This is a genomic window from Pseudomonas sp. Gutcm_11s, from assembly GCF_028649395.1.
Classification (GTDB): Bacteria; Pseudomonadota; Gammaproteobacteria; order Pseudomonadales; family Pseudomonadaceae; genus Aquipseudomonas.
This window is the reverse complement of record NZ_JAQSUW010000004.1, coordinates 1-17,677: the sequence shown is the minus strand read 5'-3', so window position 1 is coordinate 17,677 and position 17,677 is coordinate 1. Positions and strand designations below refer to the sequence as shown.

The 17,677-nt window shown below is 59.6% G+C and carries 13 protein-coding genes and 1 tRNA gene; all 14 read left to right on the top strand.

Annotated features, from left to right (window positions below):
- Nucleotides 1-1,167, top strand: a 1,167-nt coding sequence (gene tuf / locus PTT45_RS00880; protein WP_273810991.1) for an elongation factor Tu, incomplete at its 5' end; no start/stop codon positions are given.
- A 54-nt stretch (nt 1,168-1,221) separates the two neighbouring features.
- Nucleotides 1,222-1,297 (top strand) — tRNA-Trp (locus PTT45_RS00875).
- A 49-nt stretch (nt 1,298-1,346) separates the two neighbouring features.
- Complete coding sequence (secE, locus tag PTT45_RS00870) at nt 1,347-1,715, top strand: preprotein translocase subunit SecE (protein ID WP_043310282.1); 369 nt, start codon at nt 1,347-1,349, stop codon at nt 1,713-1,715.
- Nucleotides 1,716-1,724: 9 nt separating this feature from the next.
- Nucleotides 1,725-2,258 carry a transcription termination/antitermination protein NusG gene (gene nusG, locus PTT45_RS00865; RefSeq protein ID WP_220815297.1) on the top strand — a complete coding sequence of 178 codons (534 nt, stop codon included), beginning with the start codon at nt 1,725-1,727 and terminating at the stop codon, nt 2,256-2,258.
- A 118-nt stretch (nt 2,259-2,376) separates the two neighbouring features.
- Nucleotides 2,377-2,808, top strand: coding sequence for a 50S ribosomal protein L11 (rplK, locus tag PTT45_RS00860; protein ID WP_004373444.1), 432 nt, complete (start codon nt 2,377-2,379; stop codon nt 2,806-2,808).
- Nucleotides 2,808-3,503, top strand: coding sequence for a 50S ribosomal protein L1 (rplA, locus tag PTT45_RS00855; RefSeq protein WP_273810988.1), 696 nt, complete (start codon nt 2,808-2,810; stop codon nt 3,501-3,503). Before rplK ends, rplA begins: the two co-directional genes overlap by 1 nt.
- A 214-nt stretch (nt 3,504-3,717) precedes the next feature.
- Nucleotides 3,718-4,218: a 50S ribosomal protein L10 gene (gene rplJ / locus PTT45_RS00850; protein WP_137975135.1), complete on the top strand. Its 501-nt coding sequence runs from the start codon at nt 3,718-3,720 to the stop codon at nt 4,216-4,218.
- A 77-nt stretch (nt 4,219-4,295) separates the two neighbouring features.
- Nucleotides 4,296-4,664: a 50S ribosomal protein L7/L12 gene (gene rplL / locus PTT45_RS00845; protein ID WP_273810986.1), complete on the top strand. Its 369-nt coding sequence runs from the start codon at nt 4,296-4,298 to the stop codon at nt 4,662-4,664.
- Between the two features lie 219 nt (nt 4,665-4,883).
- Entirely contained in the window at nt 4,884-8,957 is a 4,074-nt protein-coding gene (rpoB, locus tag PTT45_RS00840) for a DNA-directed RNA polymerase subunit beta (RefSeq protein WP_273810985.1), read from the top strand.
- Between the two features lie 56 nt (nt 8,958-9,013).
- The gene (gene rpoC / locus PTT45_RS00835) at nt 9,014-13,213 is read left to right on the top strand and encodes a DNA-directed RNA polymerase subunit beta' (protein WP_273810984.1); all 4,200 of its coding nucleotides are present in this window, start codon (nt 9,014-9,016) and stop codon (nt 13,211-13,213) included.
- 156 nt (nt 13,214-13,369) lie between these two features.
- Nucleotides 13,370-13,741, top strand: a complete 372-nt coding sequence (gene rpsL, locus PTT45_RS00830; RefSeq protein ID WP_110683332.1) for a 30S ribosomal protein S12 — start codon at nt 13,370-13,372, stop codon at nt 13,739-13,741.
- 91 nt (nt 13,742-13,832) lie between these two features.
- Nucleotides 13,833-14,303: a 30S ribosomal protein S7 gene (rpsG, locus tag PTT45_RS00825; protein ID WP_043310291.1), complete on the top strand. Its 471-nt coding sequence runs from the start codon at nt 13,833-13,835 to the stop codon at nt 14,301-14,303.
- A gap of 30 nt (nt 14,304-14,333) precedes the next feature.
- On the top strand, nt 14,334-16,481 hold the full coding sequence (fusA, locus tag PTT45_RS00820) for an elongation factor G (protein ID WP_273810982.1): 2,148 nt from the start codon (nt 14,334-14,336) through the stop codon (nt 16,479-16,481).
- A 30-nt stretch (nt 16,482-16,511) separates the two neighbouring features.
- The coding region (gene tuf, locus PTT45_RS00815; protein WP_273810981.1) for an elongation factor Tu at nt 16,512-17,677 on the top strand (1,166 nt) is incomplete at its 3' end.

The window sequence follows — 17,677 nt, the reverse complement described above, 5'->3', positions numbered from 1 at the left end:
AAACCGCACGTCAACGTTGGCACCATCGGTCACGTTGACCACGGTAAAACCACTCTGACCGCTGCTCTGACTCGCGTCTGCTCCGAAGTATTCGGTTCGGCCAAGGTCGACTTCGACAAGATCGACTCGGCTCCGGAAGAGAAGGCTCGTGGTATCACCATCAACACCGCTCACGTTGAGTACGACTCGGCCGTGCGTCACTACGCGCACGTTGACTGCCCGGGCCACGCCGACTACGTGAAGAACATGATCACCGGTGCTGCGCAGATGGACGGCGCGATCCTGGTTTGCTCGGCCGCCGATGGCCCGATGCCGCAAACCCGTGAGCACATCCTGCTGTCCCGTCAGGTAGGCGTTCCTTACATCGTTGTCTTCCTGAACAAGGCTGACATGGTGGATGACGCTGAGCTGCTGGAACTGGTCGAGATGGAAGTTCGTGACCTGCTGTCCACCTACGACTTCCCGGGCGACGACACTCCGATCATCATCGGTTCCGCTCTGATGGCTCTGAACGGCCAAGACGACAACGAAATGGGTACCAGTGCTGTTAAGAAGCTGGTCGAGACTCTGGATGCCTACATCCCTGAGCCGGTTCGTGCCATCGACATGCCGTTCCTGATGCCGATCGAAGACGTGTTCTCGATCTCCGGTCGCGGCACCGTGGTAACCGGTCGTGTTGAGCGCGGTATCGTCCGCATTCAGGAAGAGATCGAAATCGTTGGTCTGCGTGCTACCACCAAGACCACCTGCACCGGCGTGGAAATGTTCCGCAAGCTGCTCGACGAAGGTCGTGCTGGCGAGAACTGCGGCGTGCTGCTGCGCGGCACCAAGCGTGATGAGGTCGAGCGTGGCCAGGTTCTGGCCAAGCCGGGCACCATCAAGCCGCACACCAAGTTCGAAGCTGAAGTGTACGTTCTGTCCAAAGAAGAAGGTGGTCGTCACACCCCGTTCTTCAAGGGCTACCGTCCGCAGTTCTACTTCCGTACCACCGACGTGACCGGTTCGTGCGAACTGCCGGAAGGCGTTGAGATGGTAATGCCGGGCGACAACATCAAAATGGTTGTCACCCTGATCAAGCCGATCGCCATGGACGACGGCCTGCGTTTCGCAATTCGCGAAGGCGGCCGTACCGTTGGTGCCGGCGTGGTTGCTAAGGTCATCGAGTAATCGGTTGATCTGCCTCGGTAAGGCCGGCATAATGGTCGGCCTTACTTCGATTTTAGGCCAGTAGCTCAATTGGCAGAGCGGCGGTCTCCAAAACCGCAGGTTGGGGGTTCGATTCCCTCCTGGCCTGCCAGATTCCTGGTTAGAAGTGGATCTGGCGTTTCTTTCAACAGGGTTTTCTCATGAATGCCAAAGCTGAAGCTCAAAACTCCCGCTTTGATGTGCTGAAGTGGCTCGCTGTAGCTGCTCTGGTCGTCGCTGGTGTTGTCGGCAATCAGTATTTCTCGGCTGAACCGCTCCTGTATCGCGTGCTGGCACTACTGGCTTTGGCTGTGGTGGTTGGTTTTGTCGCGCTGCAGACTGCGAAAGGTCAGGCGTTCTTTGCTCTGGCCAAAGAAGCGCGCATCGAGATTCGCAAGGTTGTCTGGCCGACTCGCCAGGAGACTACTCAGACCACTCTGATCGTGGTTGCTGTGGTCCTGGTGATGTCGCTGGTCCTGTGGGGCTTGGATAGCCTGCTGGGTTGGCTTGTTTCGTTGATTGTCGGTTAAGGGTGTCCCGTGGCTAAGCGTTGGTACGTTGTGCATGCTTACTCGGGTTACGAGAAGCATGTCATGCGCTCTCTGGTCGAGCGCGTCAAGCTGGCTGGCATGGAAGACGAGTTCGGCGAAATTCTGGTCCCCACCGAAGAAGTGGTGGAGATGCGTAACGGCCAGAAGCGCAAGAGCGAGCGCAAATTCTTCCCCGGCTATGTGCTGGTTCAGATGGAAATGAACGAGGCGACTTGGCACTTGATCAAGGATACGCCGCGCGTCATGGGCTTCATCGGTGGCACTGCCGACAAGCCGGCGCCGATCACCGAGAAAGAGGCTGACGCCATTCTGCGTCGTGTCGCCGATAGCGGTGACAAGCCGAAGCCGAAGACTCTGTTCGAGCCGGGTGAAACCGTTCGTGTGATCGATGGGCCGTTTGCTGATTTCAACGGTGTTGTCGAAGAAGTTAACTACGAGAAGAGCCGGATCCAAGTGGCCGTGCTTATTTTCGGTCGCTCCACGCCGGTGGAGCTGGAGTTCAGTCAGGTCGAGAAGGCATAACTGGACAATGCATCCCGTACCCCGCAGCCGCTGGCTGCGGGGTTTTGTCGTCACTGGGATAAATGCGTACTAACCGGGGAGCTTCGTTGAAGCGTCTGACCCGATATTGGAGTAGCTCATGGCTAAGAAGATTCAGGCTTACATCAAGCTGCAAGTAAAGGCCGGCCAGGCCAACCCGTCGCCGCCCGTTGGTCCTGCTCTGGGTCAGCACGGCGTAAACATCATGGAATTCTGCAAGGCGTTCAACGCCAAGACTCAGGGCATGGAACCTGGTCTGCCGACTCCTGTGATCATCACTGTTTACAGCGACCGCAGCTTCACCTTTGAAACCAAAAGCACCCCGGCTTCGGTGCTGCTGAAGAAGGCCGCCGGCCTGACCAGCGGTTCCGCTCGTCCGAACACCGTCAAAGTGGGCACCGTTACCCGTGCTCAGCTGGAAGAGATCGCCAAGACCAAGCAGGCCGATCTGACCGCAGCTGACCTGGATGCGGCCGTGCGTACCATCGCCGGCTCCGCGCGTAGCATGGGCCTCAACGTGGAGGGTGTGTAATGGCTAAGCTGACCAAGCGCCAGAAGGCTATCGCCGAGAAAGTAGAAGCCGGCAAGGCTTACAACTTCGAAGAAGCCGCCAAACTGCTGGCCGAGCTGTCCACCGTCAAGTTCACCGAGTCCTTCGACGTCTCCGTGAACCTGGGTGTAGATCCGCGTAAATCCGACCAGGTTGTCCGTGGCGCCACCGTGCTGCCGAACGGCACTGGCAAAACCGTCCGCGTTGCCGTGTTCACCCAGGGCCCGGGCGCTGAAGCCGCTCTGGCTGCCGGTGCTGACAAGGTCGGTATGGATGAACTGGCTGCCGAAATGAAGGCCGGTGATCTGAACTACGACGTAGTCATCGCCTCGCCGGACGCCATGCGCGTCGTCGGTCAGCTGGGTCAGGTTCTCGGCCCGCGCGGTCTGATGCCGAACCCGAAAGTCGGCACCGTGACTCCGGACGTCGCTACCGCTGTCAAGAACGCCAAGGCTGGTCAGGTACGTTTCCGTACCGACAAGAACGGCATCATCCACACCTCCGTAGGCAAGATCGGCTTCGAAGCCGCCGCGCTGAAGCAGAACGTGGAAGCCCTGCTGTCCGACCTGAAGCGTCTGAAGCCGTCCACCTCCAAAGGTGTGTACGTCAAGCGCGTGACCCTGAGCACCACCATGGGTCCGGGTCTGGTGATCGATCAGGCTTCCCTGGAAGCCTAAGTGATATGGCCGGCGGACTTGTCCGCCGGCCTGCAAAGATTGGGGTCCCTGCCTGGCGGGGGCTATCCAAGACCGTAGGCGGCGCAAGCCTTAAACCCGGAGAGCAATCTCCACAAGCCTACGCAGATGGTGCTCCCGATTCCTTACCGAATCAGACACCAAAACGACACCTGGTTTCGATCAGGTGAAACGGTAACAAGCAGGAGTTTTACCCGTGGCAATTAAACTCGAAGACAAGAAGGCCATCGTCGCTGAAGTCAACGAGGCTGCCAAAGTCGCCCTGTCCGCTGTTGTGGCTGATGCCCGCGGTGTGACTGTTGGCGCAATGACCGGACTCCGTAAAGAGGCTCGTGAAGCTGGTGTGTACGTGAAAGTCGTACGTAACACCCTGCTCAAGCGTGCAGTTGCTGATACTGAATACAGTATCCTCAACGACGTTTTCGCTGGCCCGACCTTGATCGCTTTCTCCAACGAGCACCCGGGCGCTGCTGCCCGTCTGTTCAAAGAGTTCGCTAAAGGTAACGACAAGTTCGAGATCAAGGCAGCTGCGTTCGAGGGCAAGTTCCTCGCAGCAAACCAGATCGACGTACTGGCAACTCTGCCGACCTACGACGAAGCCATTTCGCAGCTGATGAGCGTGATTCAAGGCGCTACCAGCAAGCTGGCTCGTACTCTGGCGGCCGTTCGCGACCAGAAAGAAGCTGCCGCCGCCTAAGGCGCGGAAGTACCTTTCAAATCATATGTTTAATTTGATGGCTGCGTAGGCTGTCACCCCAATACAGGATTTAAGTCATGTCTCTGACTAACGAGCAAATCATCGAAGCCATCGGCCAGAAAACCGTTCTGGAAGTTGTTGAGCTGATCAAAGCGATGGAAGAGAAGTTCGGCGTTACCGCCGCTGCTGCCACCGTTGCTGCTGCTGGCCCGGCTGCTGCCGCTGCTGAAGAGCAAACCGAGTTCAACGTTGTTCTGGCCGAAGCCGGCGAGAAGAAAGTCAACGTGATCAAGGCTGTTCGCGAGCTGACCGGTCTGGGTCTGAAAGAAGCCAAAGAGAAAGTCGACACCGCTCCGCAAGTCATCGCCGAAGGCCTGACCAAGGAAGCTGCTGAAGACGCCAAGAAGAAGCTGGAAGAAGCTGGCGCCAAGGTCGAGCTCAAGTAAGCTCGCGTCTTGCGTCTACAGCCCGAGCGTTAAGCGAAAGGCTGATGGCTGGTGGCAGATGCCACCGGCCTTTTTCCGTTATGGGCGATGGCCGAAATGCCGTCGCTCATGGCGCGAAAATCCCGCCCGAGGGCGGCGCAAACCAAGGGTTTGCACGATTTTCTGGTCATTGCCGCCGGCAGTGGCCAAACAAGCAGGTGACCAAGCTGGGGAACGCTGATGGCTTACTCATACACTGAGAAAAAACGTATCCGCAAGGACTTTAGCAAGTTGCCGGACGTGATGGATGTGCCTTATCTCCTGGCCATCCAGCTGGATTCGTATCGCGAATTCCTGCAGCAAGGAGTGAGCAAGGAGCAGTTCCGCGACGTTGGCCTGCATGCGGCCTTCAAGTCCGTATTCCCGATCATCAGCTACTCCGGCAATGCCGCTCTCGAGTACGTTGGCTATCGCCTGGGCGAGCCGGCGTTCGACGTCAAAGAGTGCGTGCTGCGTGGCGTGACCTTCGCCGTGCCGCTGCGAGTCAAAGTCCGTCTGATCATCTTCGACAAAGAGTCGTCGAACAAAGCGATCAAGGACATCAAAGAGCAAGAAGTGTACATGGGCGAAATTCCGCTCATGACCGAAAACGGTACCTTCATCATCAACGGTACCGAGCGTGTGATCGTCTCCCAGCTGCACCGCTCCCCGGGTGTGTTCTTCGACCACGACCGTGGCAAGACTCACAGCTCCGGCAAGCTGCTGTACTCGGCGCGCATCATTCCTTACCGCGGTTCCTGGCTGGACTTCGAGTTCGATCCGAAGGACTGCGTGTTCGTTCGTATCGACCGTCGCCGCAAGCTGCCGGCTTCCGTCCTGCTGCGCGCCCTGGGCTACAGCACCGAGGAAGTGCTGAACGCCTTCTACGACACCAACGTATTCCACGTGAAGGGCGAGACCCTCAACCTGGAACTGGTGCCGCAGCGTCTGCGTGGTGAGATCGCCGCGTTCGACATCAAGGACGAGAAAGGCAAGGTCATCGTTGAGCAAGGCCGCCGTATCACCGCGCGCCACATCAACCAGATCGACAAGGCCGGTATCAAAGATCTGGAAGTCCCGATCGACTACCTGCTGGGCCGCACTACCGCCAAGGTCATTGTGCACCCGGCCACCGGCGAGATCGTTGCCGAGTGCAATACCGAGCTGACCACCGAGCTGCTGGCGAAGATCGTCAAGGCTCAGGTCGTCCGCATCGAGACCCTGTACACCAACGACATCGACTGCGGTCCGTTCATCTCCGACACGCTGAAGATCGACTCCACCGGCAACCAGCTGGAAGCCTTGGTCGAGATCTACCGCATGATGCGTCCTGGCGAGCCGCCAACCAAGGATGCCGCCGAGACCCTGTTCAACAACCTGTTCTTCAGCGCCGAGCGTTACGACCTGTCCGCCGTTGGCCGCATGAAGTTCAACCGTCGTATCGGTCGCACCGAGATCGAAGGCTCCGGCGTTCTGTCCAAAGAAGACATCGTCGACGTGCTGAAGACCCTGGTCGACATCCGTAACGGCAAGGGTATCGTCGACGACATCGACCACCTGGGTAACCGTCGTGTACGTTGCGTCGGCGAGATGGCCGAGAACCAGTTCCGCGTGGGCCTGGTCCGCGTCGAGCGCGCCGTCAAAGAACGTCTGTCGATGGCCGAAAGCGAAGGCCTGATGCCGCAGGACCTGATCAACGCCAAGCCGGTTGCGGCGGCGGTGAAAGAGTTCTTCGGTTCCAGCCAGCTCTCGCAGTTCATGGACCAGAACAACCCGCTCTCCGAGATCACCCACAAGCGCCGCGTCTCCGCACTCGGCCCGGGCGGTCTGACCCGTGAGCGCGCCGGCTTCGAAGTCCGCGACGTACACCCGACCCACTACGGCCGCGTGTGCCCGATCGAGACCCCTGAAGGTCCGAACATCGGTCTGATCAACTCGCTGGCCGCCTATGCCCGCACCAACCAGTACGGCTTCCTGGAAAGCCCGTACCGCGTGGTGAAGGACACCCAGGTCACCGACGAGATCGTGTTCCTGTCGGCCATCGAAGAAGCCGATCACGTGATCGCCCAGGCTTCCGCGACCATGAACGCCAAAGGTCAGCTGACCGACGAGCTGGTAGCCGTCCGCCACCTGAACGAGTTCACCGTCAAGGCGCCGGAAGACGTCACCCTGATGGACGTATCGCCGAAGCAGGTCGTTTCCGTCGCTGCCTCGCTGATTCCGTTCCTTGAGCACGACGACGCCAACCGTGCACTCATGGGTTCGAACATGCAGCGTCAGGCCGTGCCGACCCTGCGTGCCGACAAGCCCCTGGTCGGTACCGGCATGGAGCGCAACGTCGCCCGTGACTCCGGTGTCTGCGTTGTGGCTCGTCGTGGTGGTGTGATCGACTCCGTCGATGCCAGCCGTATCGTGGTTCGCGTCAATGACGACGAAGTCGAAACTGGCGAAGCCGGTGTCGACATCTACAACCTGACCAAGTACACCCGCTCCAACCAGAACACCTGCATCAACCAGCGTCCGCTGGTGAGCAAAGGTGACAAGGTTGCTCGCAGTGACATCATGGCCGACGGTCCGTCCACCGACATGGGTGAACTGGCTCTGGGTCAGAACATGCGTGTAGCGTTCATGCCGTGGAACGGCTTCAACTTCGAAGACTCCATCTGCCTGTCCGAGCGCGTTGTTCAGGAAGACCGCTTCACCACGATCCACATCCAGGAACTGACCTGTGTGGCCCGTGACACCAAGCTTGGCCCAGAGGAAATCACCGCGGACATCCCGAACGTGGGTGAGGCTGCGCTGAACAAGCTGGACGAAGCCGGTATCGTCTACGTCGGCGCCGAAGTACTGGCCGGCGACATCCTGGTCGGCAAGGTCACTCCGAAAGGCGAGACCCAGCTGACTCCGGAAGAGAAGCTGCTGCGTGCGATCTTCGGTGAGAAGGCTTCTGACGTTAAAGACACCTCCCTGCGCGTGCCGACCGGCACCAAGGGTACCGTCATCGACGTCCAGGTCTTCACCCGTGACGGCGTTGAGCGCGACAGCCGCGCCCTGGCCATCGAGAAGCAGCAGCTCGACGAGATCCGCAAGGACCTGAACGAAGAGTTCCGTATCGTCGAAGGCGCTACCTTCGAGCGTCTGCGTTCCGCCCTGGTTGGTGCCAAGGCTGAAGGCGGTGCTGGCCTGAAGAAAGGCGCTGTCATCGACGACGCTTACCTCGACGGTCTGGAGCGTGGTCAGTGGTTCAAGCTGCGCATGGCCGACGACGCTCTGAACGAGCAGCTGGAGAAGGCTCAGGCCTACATCAGCGACCGTCGCCAGCTGCTGGACGACAAGTTCGAAGACAAGAAGCGCAAGCTGCAGCAGGGCGATGACCTGGCTCCGGGCGTACTGAAGATCGTCAAGGTCTACCTCGCCATCAAACGCCGCATCCAGCCGGGCGACAAGATGGCCGGTCGTCACGGTAACAAGGGTGTGGTCTCCGTGATCATGCCGGTCGAAGACATGCCGCACGATGCCAATGGCACCCCGGTCGACATCGTCCTCAACCCGCTGGGCGTACCGTCGCGTATGAACGTCGGTCAGATCCTCGAAACCCACCTGGGCCTGGCGGCCAAGGGCCTGGGCGAGAAGATCAATCGCATGCTCGAAGAGCAGCGCAAGATCGCCGAGCTGCGCAAGTTCCTCAACGAGATCTACAACGAGATCGGTGGTCGTCAGGAAAGCCTGGATACCTTCTCCGATACCGAGATCCTGGATCTGGCGAAGAACCTGAAGGGCGGCGTGCCGATGGCTACCGCCGTATTCGACGGTGCCAAGGAAAGCGAGATCAAGGCCATGCTGAAGCTGGCCGATCTGCCGGAAAGCGGCCAGATGCGCCTGACCGACGGCCGTACCGGTAACCAGTTCGAGCGCCCGACCACCGTCGGCTACATGTACATGCTCAAGCTGAACCACCTGGTCGACGACAAGATGCACGCTCGTTCCACCGGTTCCTACAGCCTGGTTACTCAGCAGCCGCTGGGTGGTAAGGCGCAGTTCGGTGGTCAGCGCTTCGGTGAGATGGAGGTCTGGGCGCTGGAAGCCTACGGCGCCGCCTACACCCTGCAGGAAATGCTGACCGTGAAGTCGGACGACGTGAACGGCCGGACCAAGATGTACAAGAACATCGTGGACGGCGATCACCGCATGGAGGCCGGCATGCCCGAGTCCTTCAACGTGTTGATCAAAGAGATCCGTTCGCTCGGTATCGACATCGAACTGGAAACCGAATAACACGCCTTGCTGCGGCCGCAACGTCGGCCGCAGCAAGTCTGTGAGGAGGAAAGGCCTTGAAAGACTTGCTGAATCTGTTGAAAAACCAGGGTCAGGTTGAAGAGTTCGATGCGATCCGTATCGGTCTGGCTTCGCCTGAGATGATCCGTTCCTGGTCTTTCGGTGAAGTTAAAAAACCGGAAACCATCAACTACCGTACCTTCAAGCCCGAGCGCGACGGCCTGTTCTGCGCCAAGATCTTTGGCCCGGTCAAGGACTACGAGTGCCTGTGCGGTAAGTACAAGCGCCTCAAGCATCGCGGCGTGATCTGCGAGAAGTGCGGCGTGGAAGTGGCCCTGGCCAAGGTCCGTCGTGAGCGCATGGCGCACATCGAACTGGCCTCGCCGGTCGCCCACATCTGGTTCCTGAAGTCCCTGCCGTCCCGTATCGGCCTGCTGCTGGACATGACCCTGCGTGACATCGAGCGCGTGCTCTATTTCGAGAGCTACGTGGTGATCGATCCGGGCATGACCACCCTGGAGAAGGGCCAGCTGCTGAACGACGAGCAGTACTTCGAAGCTCTCGAAGAGTTCGGTGACGACTTCGACGCGCGCATGGGCGCCGAGGCCGTTCGCGAGCTGCTCAACGCCATCGACCTGGATCACGAGATCGGCCGCCTGCGCGAAGAGATTCCGCAGACCAACTCCGAGACCAAGATCAAGAAGCTGTCCAAGCGCCTGAAGCTGATGGAAGCCTTCAAGGACTCCGGCAACCACCCGGAGTGGATGGTCCTGACCGTTCTGCCGGTACTGCCGCCGGACCTGCGTCCGCTGGTTCCGCTGGATGGCGGCCGCTTCGCGACTTCCGATCTGAACGATCTGTATCGCCGCGTGATCAACCGTAACAACCGTCTGAAGCGCCTGCTCGATCTGGCCGCTCCGGACATCATCGTGCGCAACGAAAAGCGCATGCTGCAGGAAGCGGTCGACGCCCTGCTGGACAACGGCCGTCGCGGTCGCGCCATCACTGGCTCGAACAAGCGTCCGCTGAAGTCCCTGGCCGACATGATCAAAGGTAAGCAAGGTCGCTTCCGTCAGAACCTGCTCGGTAAGCGCGTGGACTACTCCGGTCGTTCCGTAATTACCGTGGGCCCGACCCTGCGCCTGCACCAGTGCGGCCTGCCGAAGAAGATGGCCCTCGAGCTGTTCAAGCCGTTCATTTTCGGCAAGCTCGAAGCCCGCGGCATGGCCACCACCATCAAGGCGGCCAAGAAGATGGTCGAGCGCGAACTGCCAGAGGTCTGGGACGTTCTCGCCGAAGTCATCCGCGAACATCCCGTGCTGCTCAACCGCGCACCGACCCTGCACCGTCTGGGCATCCAGGCGTTCGAACCGGTTCTGATCGAAGGTAAAGCCATCCAGCTGCACCCGCTGGTCTGCGCCGCGTACAACGCCGACTTCGACGGTGACCAGATGGCCGTACACGTTCCGCTGACCCTCGAGGCCCAGCTGGAAGCGCGCGCGCTGATGATGTCCACCAACAACGTACTGTCGCCGGCGAACGGCGAGCCGATCATCGTGCCGTCGCAGGACGTGGTACTGGGTCTGTACTACATGACCCGTGAAGCCATCAACGCCAAGGGCGAAGGTCGCGTATTCGCCGACCTGCAGGAAGTCGACCGCGTGTTCCGCGCCGGCGAAGCTTCCCTGCACGCCAAGGTCAAGGTGCGCATCAACGAGACCGTCAAGCAGAAGGACGGCAGTCTGGTCAAGAACACCCGCATCGTCGACACCACCGTCGGCCGTGCCCTGCTGTTCCAGATCGTGCCGGCCGGCCTGTCCTATGACGTGGTCAACCAGTCGATGAAGAAGAAGGCGATCTCCAAGCTGATCAACCAGTGCTACCGCACCGTTGGTCTGAAGGACACCGTGATCTTCGCCGACCAGCTGATGTATACCGGTTTCGCCTACTCGACCATCTCCGGTGTGTCGATCGGCGTGAACGACTTCGTCATCCCGGACGAGAAGGCGCGCATCATCGATGCCGCCACCGACGAGGTGAAGGAAATCGAATCGCAGTACGCCTCCGGCCTGGTAACCCAGGGCGAGAAGTACAACAAGGTGATCGACCTCTGGTCCAAGGCCAACGACGAAGTGTCCAAGGCGATGATGACCAACCTCTCGAAAGAGAAGGTCGTCGACCGCGAAGGCAAGACCGTTGACCAGGAATCCTTCAACTCCATGTACATGATGGCGGACTCCGGTGCTCGTGGTAGCGCCGCCCAGATCCGTCAGCTGGCCGGTATGCGTGGCCTGATGGCCAAGCCGGACGGCTCCATCATCGAGACCCCGATCACCGCGAACTTCCGTGAAGGCCTGAACGTACTCCAGTACTTCATCTCCACTCACGGTGCTCGTAAGGGTCTGGCGGATACCGCACTGAAGACCGCGAACTCCGGTTACCTGACCCGTCGTCTCGTCGACGTGGCCCAGGACCTGGTAGTGACCGAAGTCGACTGCGGCACCGAACACGGTCTGCTGATGACTCCGCACATCGAAGGTGGTGACGTGGTCGAGCCGCTCGGTGAGCGCGTGCTCGGTCGTGTGATCGCCAAGGACGTGCCGAAGCCTGGCAGCGACGAAATCATCGTTCCGGCCGGTACCCTGGTCGACGAGAAGTGGGTCGAGTTCATCGAGCGCAACAGCATCGACGAAGTGATCGTGCGTTCGCCGATCAGCTGCGAAACCCGCTACGGTATCTGCGCCAAGTGCTACGGCCGCGATCTGGCCCGTGGTCACCAGGTGAACATCGGTGAGGCTGTCGGCGTTATCGCTGCCCAGTCGATCGGTGAGCCGGGTACCCAGCTGACCATGCGTACGTTCCACATCGGTGGTGCCGCTAGCCGTACCTCGGCTGTCGACAACGTCCAGGTGAAGAACGGCGGCGCAATCCGTCTGCACAACCTGAAGCACGTCGAGCGTGCCGACGGCAACCTGGTTGCCGTATCGCGTTCCGGCGAACTGGCTGTGGCCGACGAGTTCGGTCGCGAGCGTGAGCGCTACAAGCTGCCGTACGGTGCCGTGATTTCCGTGAAGGAAGGCGACAAGGTCGACGCTGGCGCCATCGTCGCCAAGTGGGACCCGCACACCCACCCGATCGTGACCGAAATGAAGGGTACCGTGACCTTCGTCGGCATGGAGGAGGGCATCACCGTCAAGCGTCAGACCGACGAACTGACCGGTCTGACCAACATCGAGGTGCTGGATCCGAAGGATCGTCCGGCCGCAGGCAAGGACATCCGTCCGGCCGTGAAGATGGTCGACGCCAATGGCAAGGAACTGCTGCTGCCGGGTACCGACGTGCCGGCCCAGTACTTCCTGCCGGCCAACGCCCTGGTCAACGTCAACGACGGTGCCCAGGTGGGCGTGGGTGACGTAATCGCCCGTATCCCGCAGGAAACCTCGAAGACCCGCGACATCACCGGTGGTCTGCCGCGCGTTGCCGACCTGTTCGAGGCCCGTCGTCCGAAGGAAGCTTCGATCCTGGCGGAAATCAGCGGCACCATCGCCTTCGGCAAGGAGACCAAGGGCAAGCGCCGTCTGGTCATCACTCCGACCGATGGTAGTGATCCGTACGAGGAGCTGATTCCGAAGTGGCGTCACCTGAACGTCTTCGAAGGCGAACAAGTGAACCGCGGCGAAGTTATCTCCGACGGCCCGAGCGATCCGCACGACATCCTGCGTCTGCTGGGCGTCAGCGCACTGGCCAAGTACATCGTCAACGAGATCCAGGACGTTTACCGTCTGCAGGGCGTGAAGATCAACGACAAGCACATCGAGACCATCCTGCGTCAGATGCTGCGTAAGGTTGAGATCAGCGAGTCCGGCGACTCCAGCTTCATCAAGGGCGACCAGATGGAACTGACCCACGTCCTGGGCGAGAACGAAGTGCTGGCTGGCGAAGACAAGTTCATCGCCAAGTTCGAGCGCGTTCTGCTGGGTATCACCAAGGCCTCGCTGTCCACCGAGTCGTTCATCTCCGCGGCTTCCTTCCAGGAAACCACCCGCGTACTGACCGAAGCGGCCGTGACCGGCAAGCGCGACTACCTGCGCGGCCTGAAGGAGAACGTTGTTGTGGGTCGTCTGATCCCGGCCGGTACCGGCCTGGCCTACCACAGCGAGCGCAAGCGCAAGCGTGAAGCCGACAAGCCTCAGCGCGTGAGCGCGAGCGAGGTCGAAGCGGCTCTGACCGAAGCGCTGAACTCCAGCGGCAACTGATAGAGAAGGGGCCCCGGGCGAGCAATCGCCCGGGGCTTCGTCTTGACTGGGGGCGGGAGTCTCTTTAGACTCATGCACCCCTAAATTTGGCAGGGCGATTGCTCTGCCATTTTGCTTTAGGGCAATAGCGTCGAAAGACAACAGTGGAGCTTATAGATGGCAACTATCAACCAGCTGGTACGCCAGCCGCGCAAGCGTCTCGTCGAGAAGAGCGACGTGCCTGCGCTGCAGAACTGCCCGCAGCGCCGTGGCGTGTGCACTCGTGTGTACACCACCACGCCGAAGAAACCGAACTCCGCACTGCGTAAAGTGTGCCGTGTTCGTCTGACCAACGGTTTTGAAGTCACCTCCTACATCGGTGGTGAAGGTCACAACCTGCAAGAGCACAGCGTCGTACTGATCCGTGGCGGTCGTGTAAAAGACCTTCCGGGTGTGCGTTACCACACCGTGCGCGGTTCGCTGGACACCACCGGTGTCAAAGACCGTAAGCAGGGTCGTTCCAAGTACGGTACCAAGCGTCCGAAGTAATTCGGTTCGCCAATTTTCTTTTTGTTGAGTCGATAAGAGTAAGGTCGGGCACCTGTCCCGGGCTAACCTGAAGACCGTTTGAGGGCTTATCATGCCAAGACGTCGTGTAGCAGCTAAGCGTGAGATTCTGGACGATCCGAAATACGGAAGCCTGATCCTCGCTAAATTCATGAACCACGTGATGGAAAGCGGCAAAAAGGCCGTCGCCGAGCGCATCGTTTACGGTGCCCTGGAGACTGTCAAAACCCGCAAGAACACCGATCCCCTGGAGATCTTCGAGAAAGCTCTCGACGCCATCGCTCCGCTGGTCGAAGTTAAGTCCCGCCGTGTAGGCGGTGCTACCTACCAGGTTCCGGTCGAAGTTCGTCCGTCCCGTCGTAATGCCCTGGCCATGCGTTGGCTGGTGGAAAGCGCGCGCAAGCGCGGTGAGAAGTCCATGGCTCTGCGCCTGGCTGGCGAGCTGCTGGATGCCTTCGAAGGCAAAGGCGCTGCAGTCAAGAAGCGTGAAGACGTGCACCGTATGGCTGAGGCCAACAAAGCGTTCTCGCACTACCGCTTCTAATTACGGCTTCAATACTTCTGCGAGGGCTTTATGGCTCGTAATACAGCAATCAACCGCTACCGGAACATTGGTATCTGCGCCCACGTTGACGCGGGCAAGACCACCACTACCGAGCGGATCCTGTTCTACACAGGTCTCAGCCACAAGATGGGTGAGGTGCACGACGGCGCTGCTACCACCGACTGGATGGTGCAGGAGCAGGAGCGTGGTATCACCATCACCTCCGCTGCGATCACTACCTTCTGGGAAGGTTCGCGCGGCCAGTACGACAAGTACCGCGTAAACGTCATCGACACCCCCGGCCACGTAGACTTCACCATTGAAGTTGAGCGCTCCCTGCGCGTACTGGACGGCGCTGTCGTGGTGTTCTGCGGCACCTCCGGCGTTGAGCCGCAGTCCGAGACCGTATGGCGTCAGGCCAACAAGTACGGTGTTCCACGTATCGTTTACGTGAACAAGATGGACCGCGCCGGCGCCAACTTCCTGCGCGTTGTCGGTCAGATCAAGAACCGCCTGGGTCACACCCCGGTTCCGGTTCAGCTGGCCATCGGTGCAGAAGATGACTTCCAGGGTCAAGTTGACCTGCTGAAGATGAAGGCCATCTACTGGAACGAAGACGACAAAGGCACCTCCTACCGCGAGGAAGAAATTCCTGCGGAGCTGGTTGACCTGGCCAGCGAGTGGCGCAGCAACATGGTCGAGGCTGCTGCCGAGGCCAGCGAAGAGCTGATGAACAAGTACCTGGAAGAGGGTGAGCTGTCGATCGAAGAGATCAAGGCTGGCCTGCGTGCTCGTACTATCGCCTGCGAAATCGTTCCTGCTGTCTGCGGTTCCTCGTTCAAGAACAAGGGCGTGCCCCTGGTTCTCGACGCCGTCATCGACTTCCTGCCTGCTCCGACCGAAATTCCGGCGATCAAGGGTATCCACCCTGACCTGGCCGACACTCCGAAGGATGAGGTCACCGAAGATCAGCTCGACGAGCGTCAGGCTGACGATGCCGCGCCGTTCTCCGCGCTGGCGTTCAAGATCGCTACCGACCCGTTCGTTGGTACTCTGACCTTCGTTCGCGTCTACTCGGGCGTTCTGGAGTCTGGTAACTCGGTTATCAACTCCGTGAAAGGCAAGAAAGAGCGCGTTGGTCGTATGGTGCAGATGCACGCCAACCAGCGTGACGAGATCAAAGAAGTACGCGCTGGCGACATCGCGGCTCTGATCGGTATGAAGGACGTCACCACCGGTGACACCCTGTGCGACATCGACAAGCCGATCATCCTCGAGCGTATGGACTTCCCGGAGCCGGTGATCTCGGTAGCTGTTGAGCCGAAGACCAAGGCTGACCAGGAGAAGATGGGCATCGCCCTCGGCAAGCTGGCTCAGGAAGACCCGTCGTTCCGCGTCAAGACCGACGAAGAAACCGGCCAGACCATCATCTCCGGTATGGGTGAGCTGCACCTGGACATCCTCGTCGACCGCATGAAGCGCGAGTTCGGCGTCGAGGCCAACATCGGCAAGCCGCAGGTTTCCTACCGTGAAACCATCTCCAAGGACAACGTCGAGATCGAAGGCAAGTTCGTTCGTCAGTCCGGTGGTCGTGGTCAGTTCGGTCACTGCTGGATTCGTTTCTCGACTCCGGACGTGGACGACAAGGGCAACATCACCGAAGGCCTGGTGTTCATCAACGAAGTTGTGGGTGGTGTGGTTCCGAAGGAATACATCCCGGCGATCCAGAAGGGTATCGAAGAGCAGATGAAGAACGGCGTCGTTGCCGGTTATCCGCTCATCGGCCTGAAGGCCACCGTGTTCGATGGTTCCTACCACGACGTCGACTCCAACGAGATGGCGTTCAAGATCGCCGCCTCCATGGCGACCAAGCAGCTGGCCCAGAAGGGCGGCGGCAAGGTGCTGGAGCCGATCATGAAAGTGGAAGTGGTAACCCCCGAGGACTACATGGGTGACGTGATGGGCGATCTGAACCGTCGTCGCGGCCTGATCCAGGGTATGGAAGATTCGGTTTCCGGTAAGGTAATCCGTGCCGAAGTTCCGCTGGGCGAGATGTTCGGTTATGCGACCGACGTCCGTTCCATGTCCCAGGGTCGCGCAAGCTACTCCATGGAATTCTCCAAGTACGCAGAAGCTCCGTCGAACATCGTCGAAGCTCTGGTTAAAAAACAAGGCTAATCCCGCCCTTTAAGTAAGAGGTTTACTGTCGTGGCCAAGGAAAAATTCGAACGTAACAAACCGCACGTCAACGTTGGCACCATCGGTCACGTTGACCACGGTAAAACCACTCTGACCGCTGCTCTGACTCGCGTCTGCTCCGAAGTATTCGGTTCGGCCAAGGTCGACTTCGACAAGATCGACTCGGCTCCGGAAGAGAAGGCTCGTGGTATCACCATCAACACCGCTCACGTTGAGTACGACTCGGCCGTGCGTCACTACGCGCACGTTGACTGCCCGGGCCACGCCGACTACGTGAAGAACATGATCACCGGTGCTGCGCAGATGGACGGCGCGATCCTGGTTTGCTCGGCCGCCGATGGCCCGATGCCGCAAACCCGTGAGCACATCCTGCTGTCCCGTCAGGTAGGCGTTCCTTACATCGTTGTCTTCCTGAACAAGGCTGACATGGTGGATGACGCTGAGCTGCTGGAACTGGTCGAGATGGAAGTTCGTGACCTGCTGTCCACCTACGACTTCCCGGGCGACGACACTCCGATCATCATCGGTTCCGCTCTGATGGCTCTGAACGGCCAAGACGACAACGAAATGGGTACCAGTGCTGTTAAGAAGCTGGTCGAGACTCTGGATGCCTACATCCCTGAGCCGGTTCGTGCCATCGACATGCCGTTCCTGATGCCGATCGAAGACGTGTTCTCGATCTCCGGTCGCGGCACCGTGGTAACCGGTCGTGTTGAGCGCGGTATCGTCCGCATTCAGGAAGAGATCGAAATCGTTGGTCTGCGTGCTACCACCAAGACCACCTGCACCGGCGTGGAAATGTTCCGCAAGCTGCTCGACGAAGGTCGTGCTGGCGAGAACTGCGGCGTGCTGCTGCGCGGCACCAAGCGTGATGAGGTCGAGCGTGGCCAGGTTCTGGCCAAGCCGGGCACCATCAAGCCGCACACCAAGTTCGAAGCTGAAGTGTACGTTCTGTCCAAAGAAGAAGGTGGTCGTCACACCCCGTTCTTCAAGGGCTACCGTCCGCAGTTCTACTTCCGTACCACCGACGTGACCGGTTCGTGCGAACTGCCGGAAGGCGTTGAGATGGTAATGCCGGGCGACAACATCAAAATGGTTGTCACCCTGATCAAGCCGATCGCCATGGACGACGGCCTGCGTTTCGCAATTCGCGAAGGCGGCCGTACCGTTGGTGC

Excerpts from the sequence above, each read along its gene's own strand:
- secE (WP_043310282.1), top strand. The coding sequence starts at position 1,347 with ATGAATGCCAAAGCTGAAGCTCAAAACTCCCGCTTTGATGTGCTGAAG.
- rplK (WP_004373444.1), top strand. The coding sequence starts at position 2,377 with ATGGCTAAGAAGATTCAGGCTTACATCAAGCTGCAAGTAAAGGCCGGC.
- rplA (WP_273810988.1), top strand. The coding sequence starts at position 2,808 with ATGGCTAAGCTGACCAAGCGCCAGAAGGCTATCGCCGAGAAAGTAGAA.
- rplL (WP_273810986.1), top strand. The coding sequence starts at position 4,296 with ATGTCTCTGACTAACGAGCAAATCATCGAAGCCATCGGCCAGAAAACC.
- rpoB (WP_273810985.1), top strand. The coding sequence starts at position 4,884 with ATGGCTTACTCATACACTGAGAAAAAACGTATCCGCAAGGACTTTAGC.
- rpsL (WP_110683332.1), top strand. The coding sequence starts at position 13,370 with ATGGCAACTATCAACCAGCTGGTACGCCAGCCGCGCAAGCGTCTCGTC.
- rpsG (WP_043310291.1), top strand. The coding sequence starts at position 13,833 with ATGCCAAGACGTCGTGTAGCAGCTAAGCGTGAGATTCTGGACGATCCG.
- fusA (WP_273810982.1), top strand. The coding sequence starts at position 14,334 with ATGGCTCGTAATACAGCAATCAACCGCTACCGGAACATTGGTATCTGC.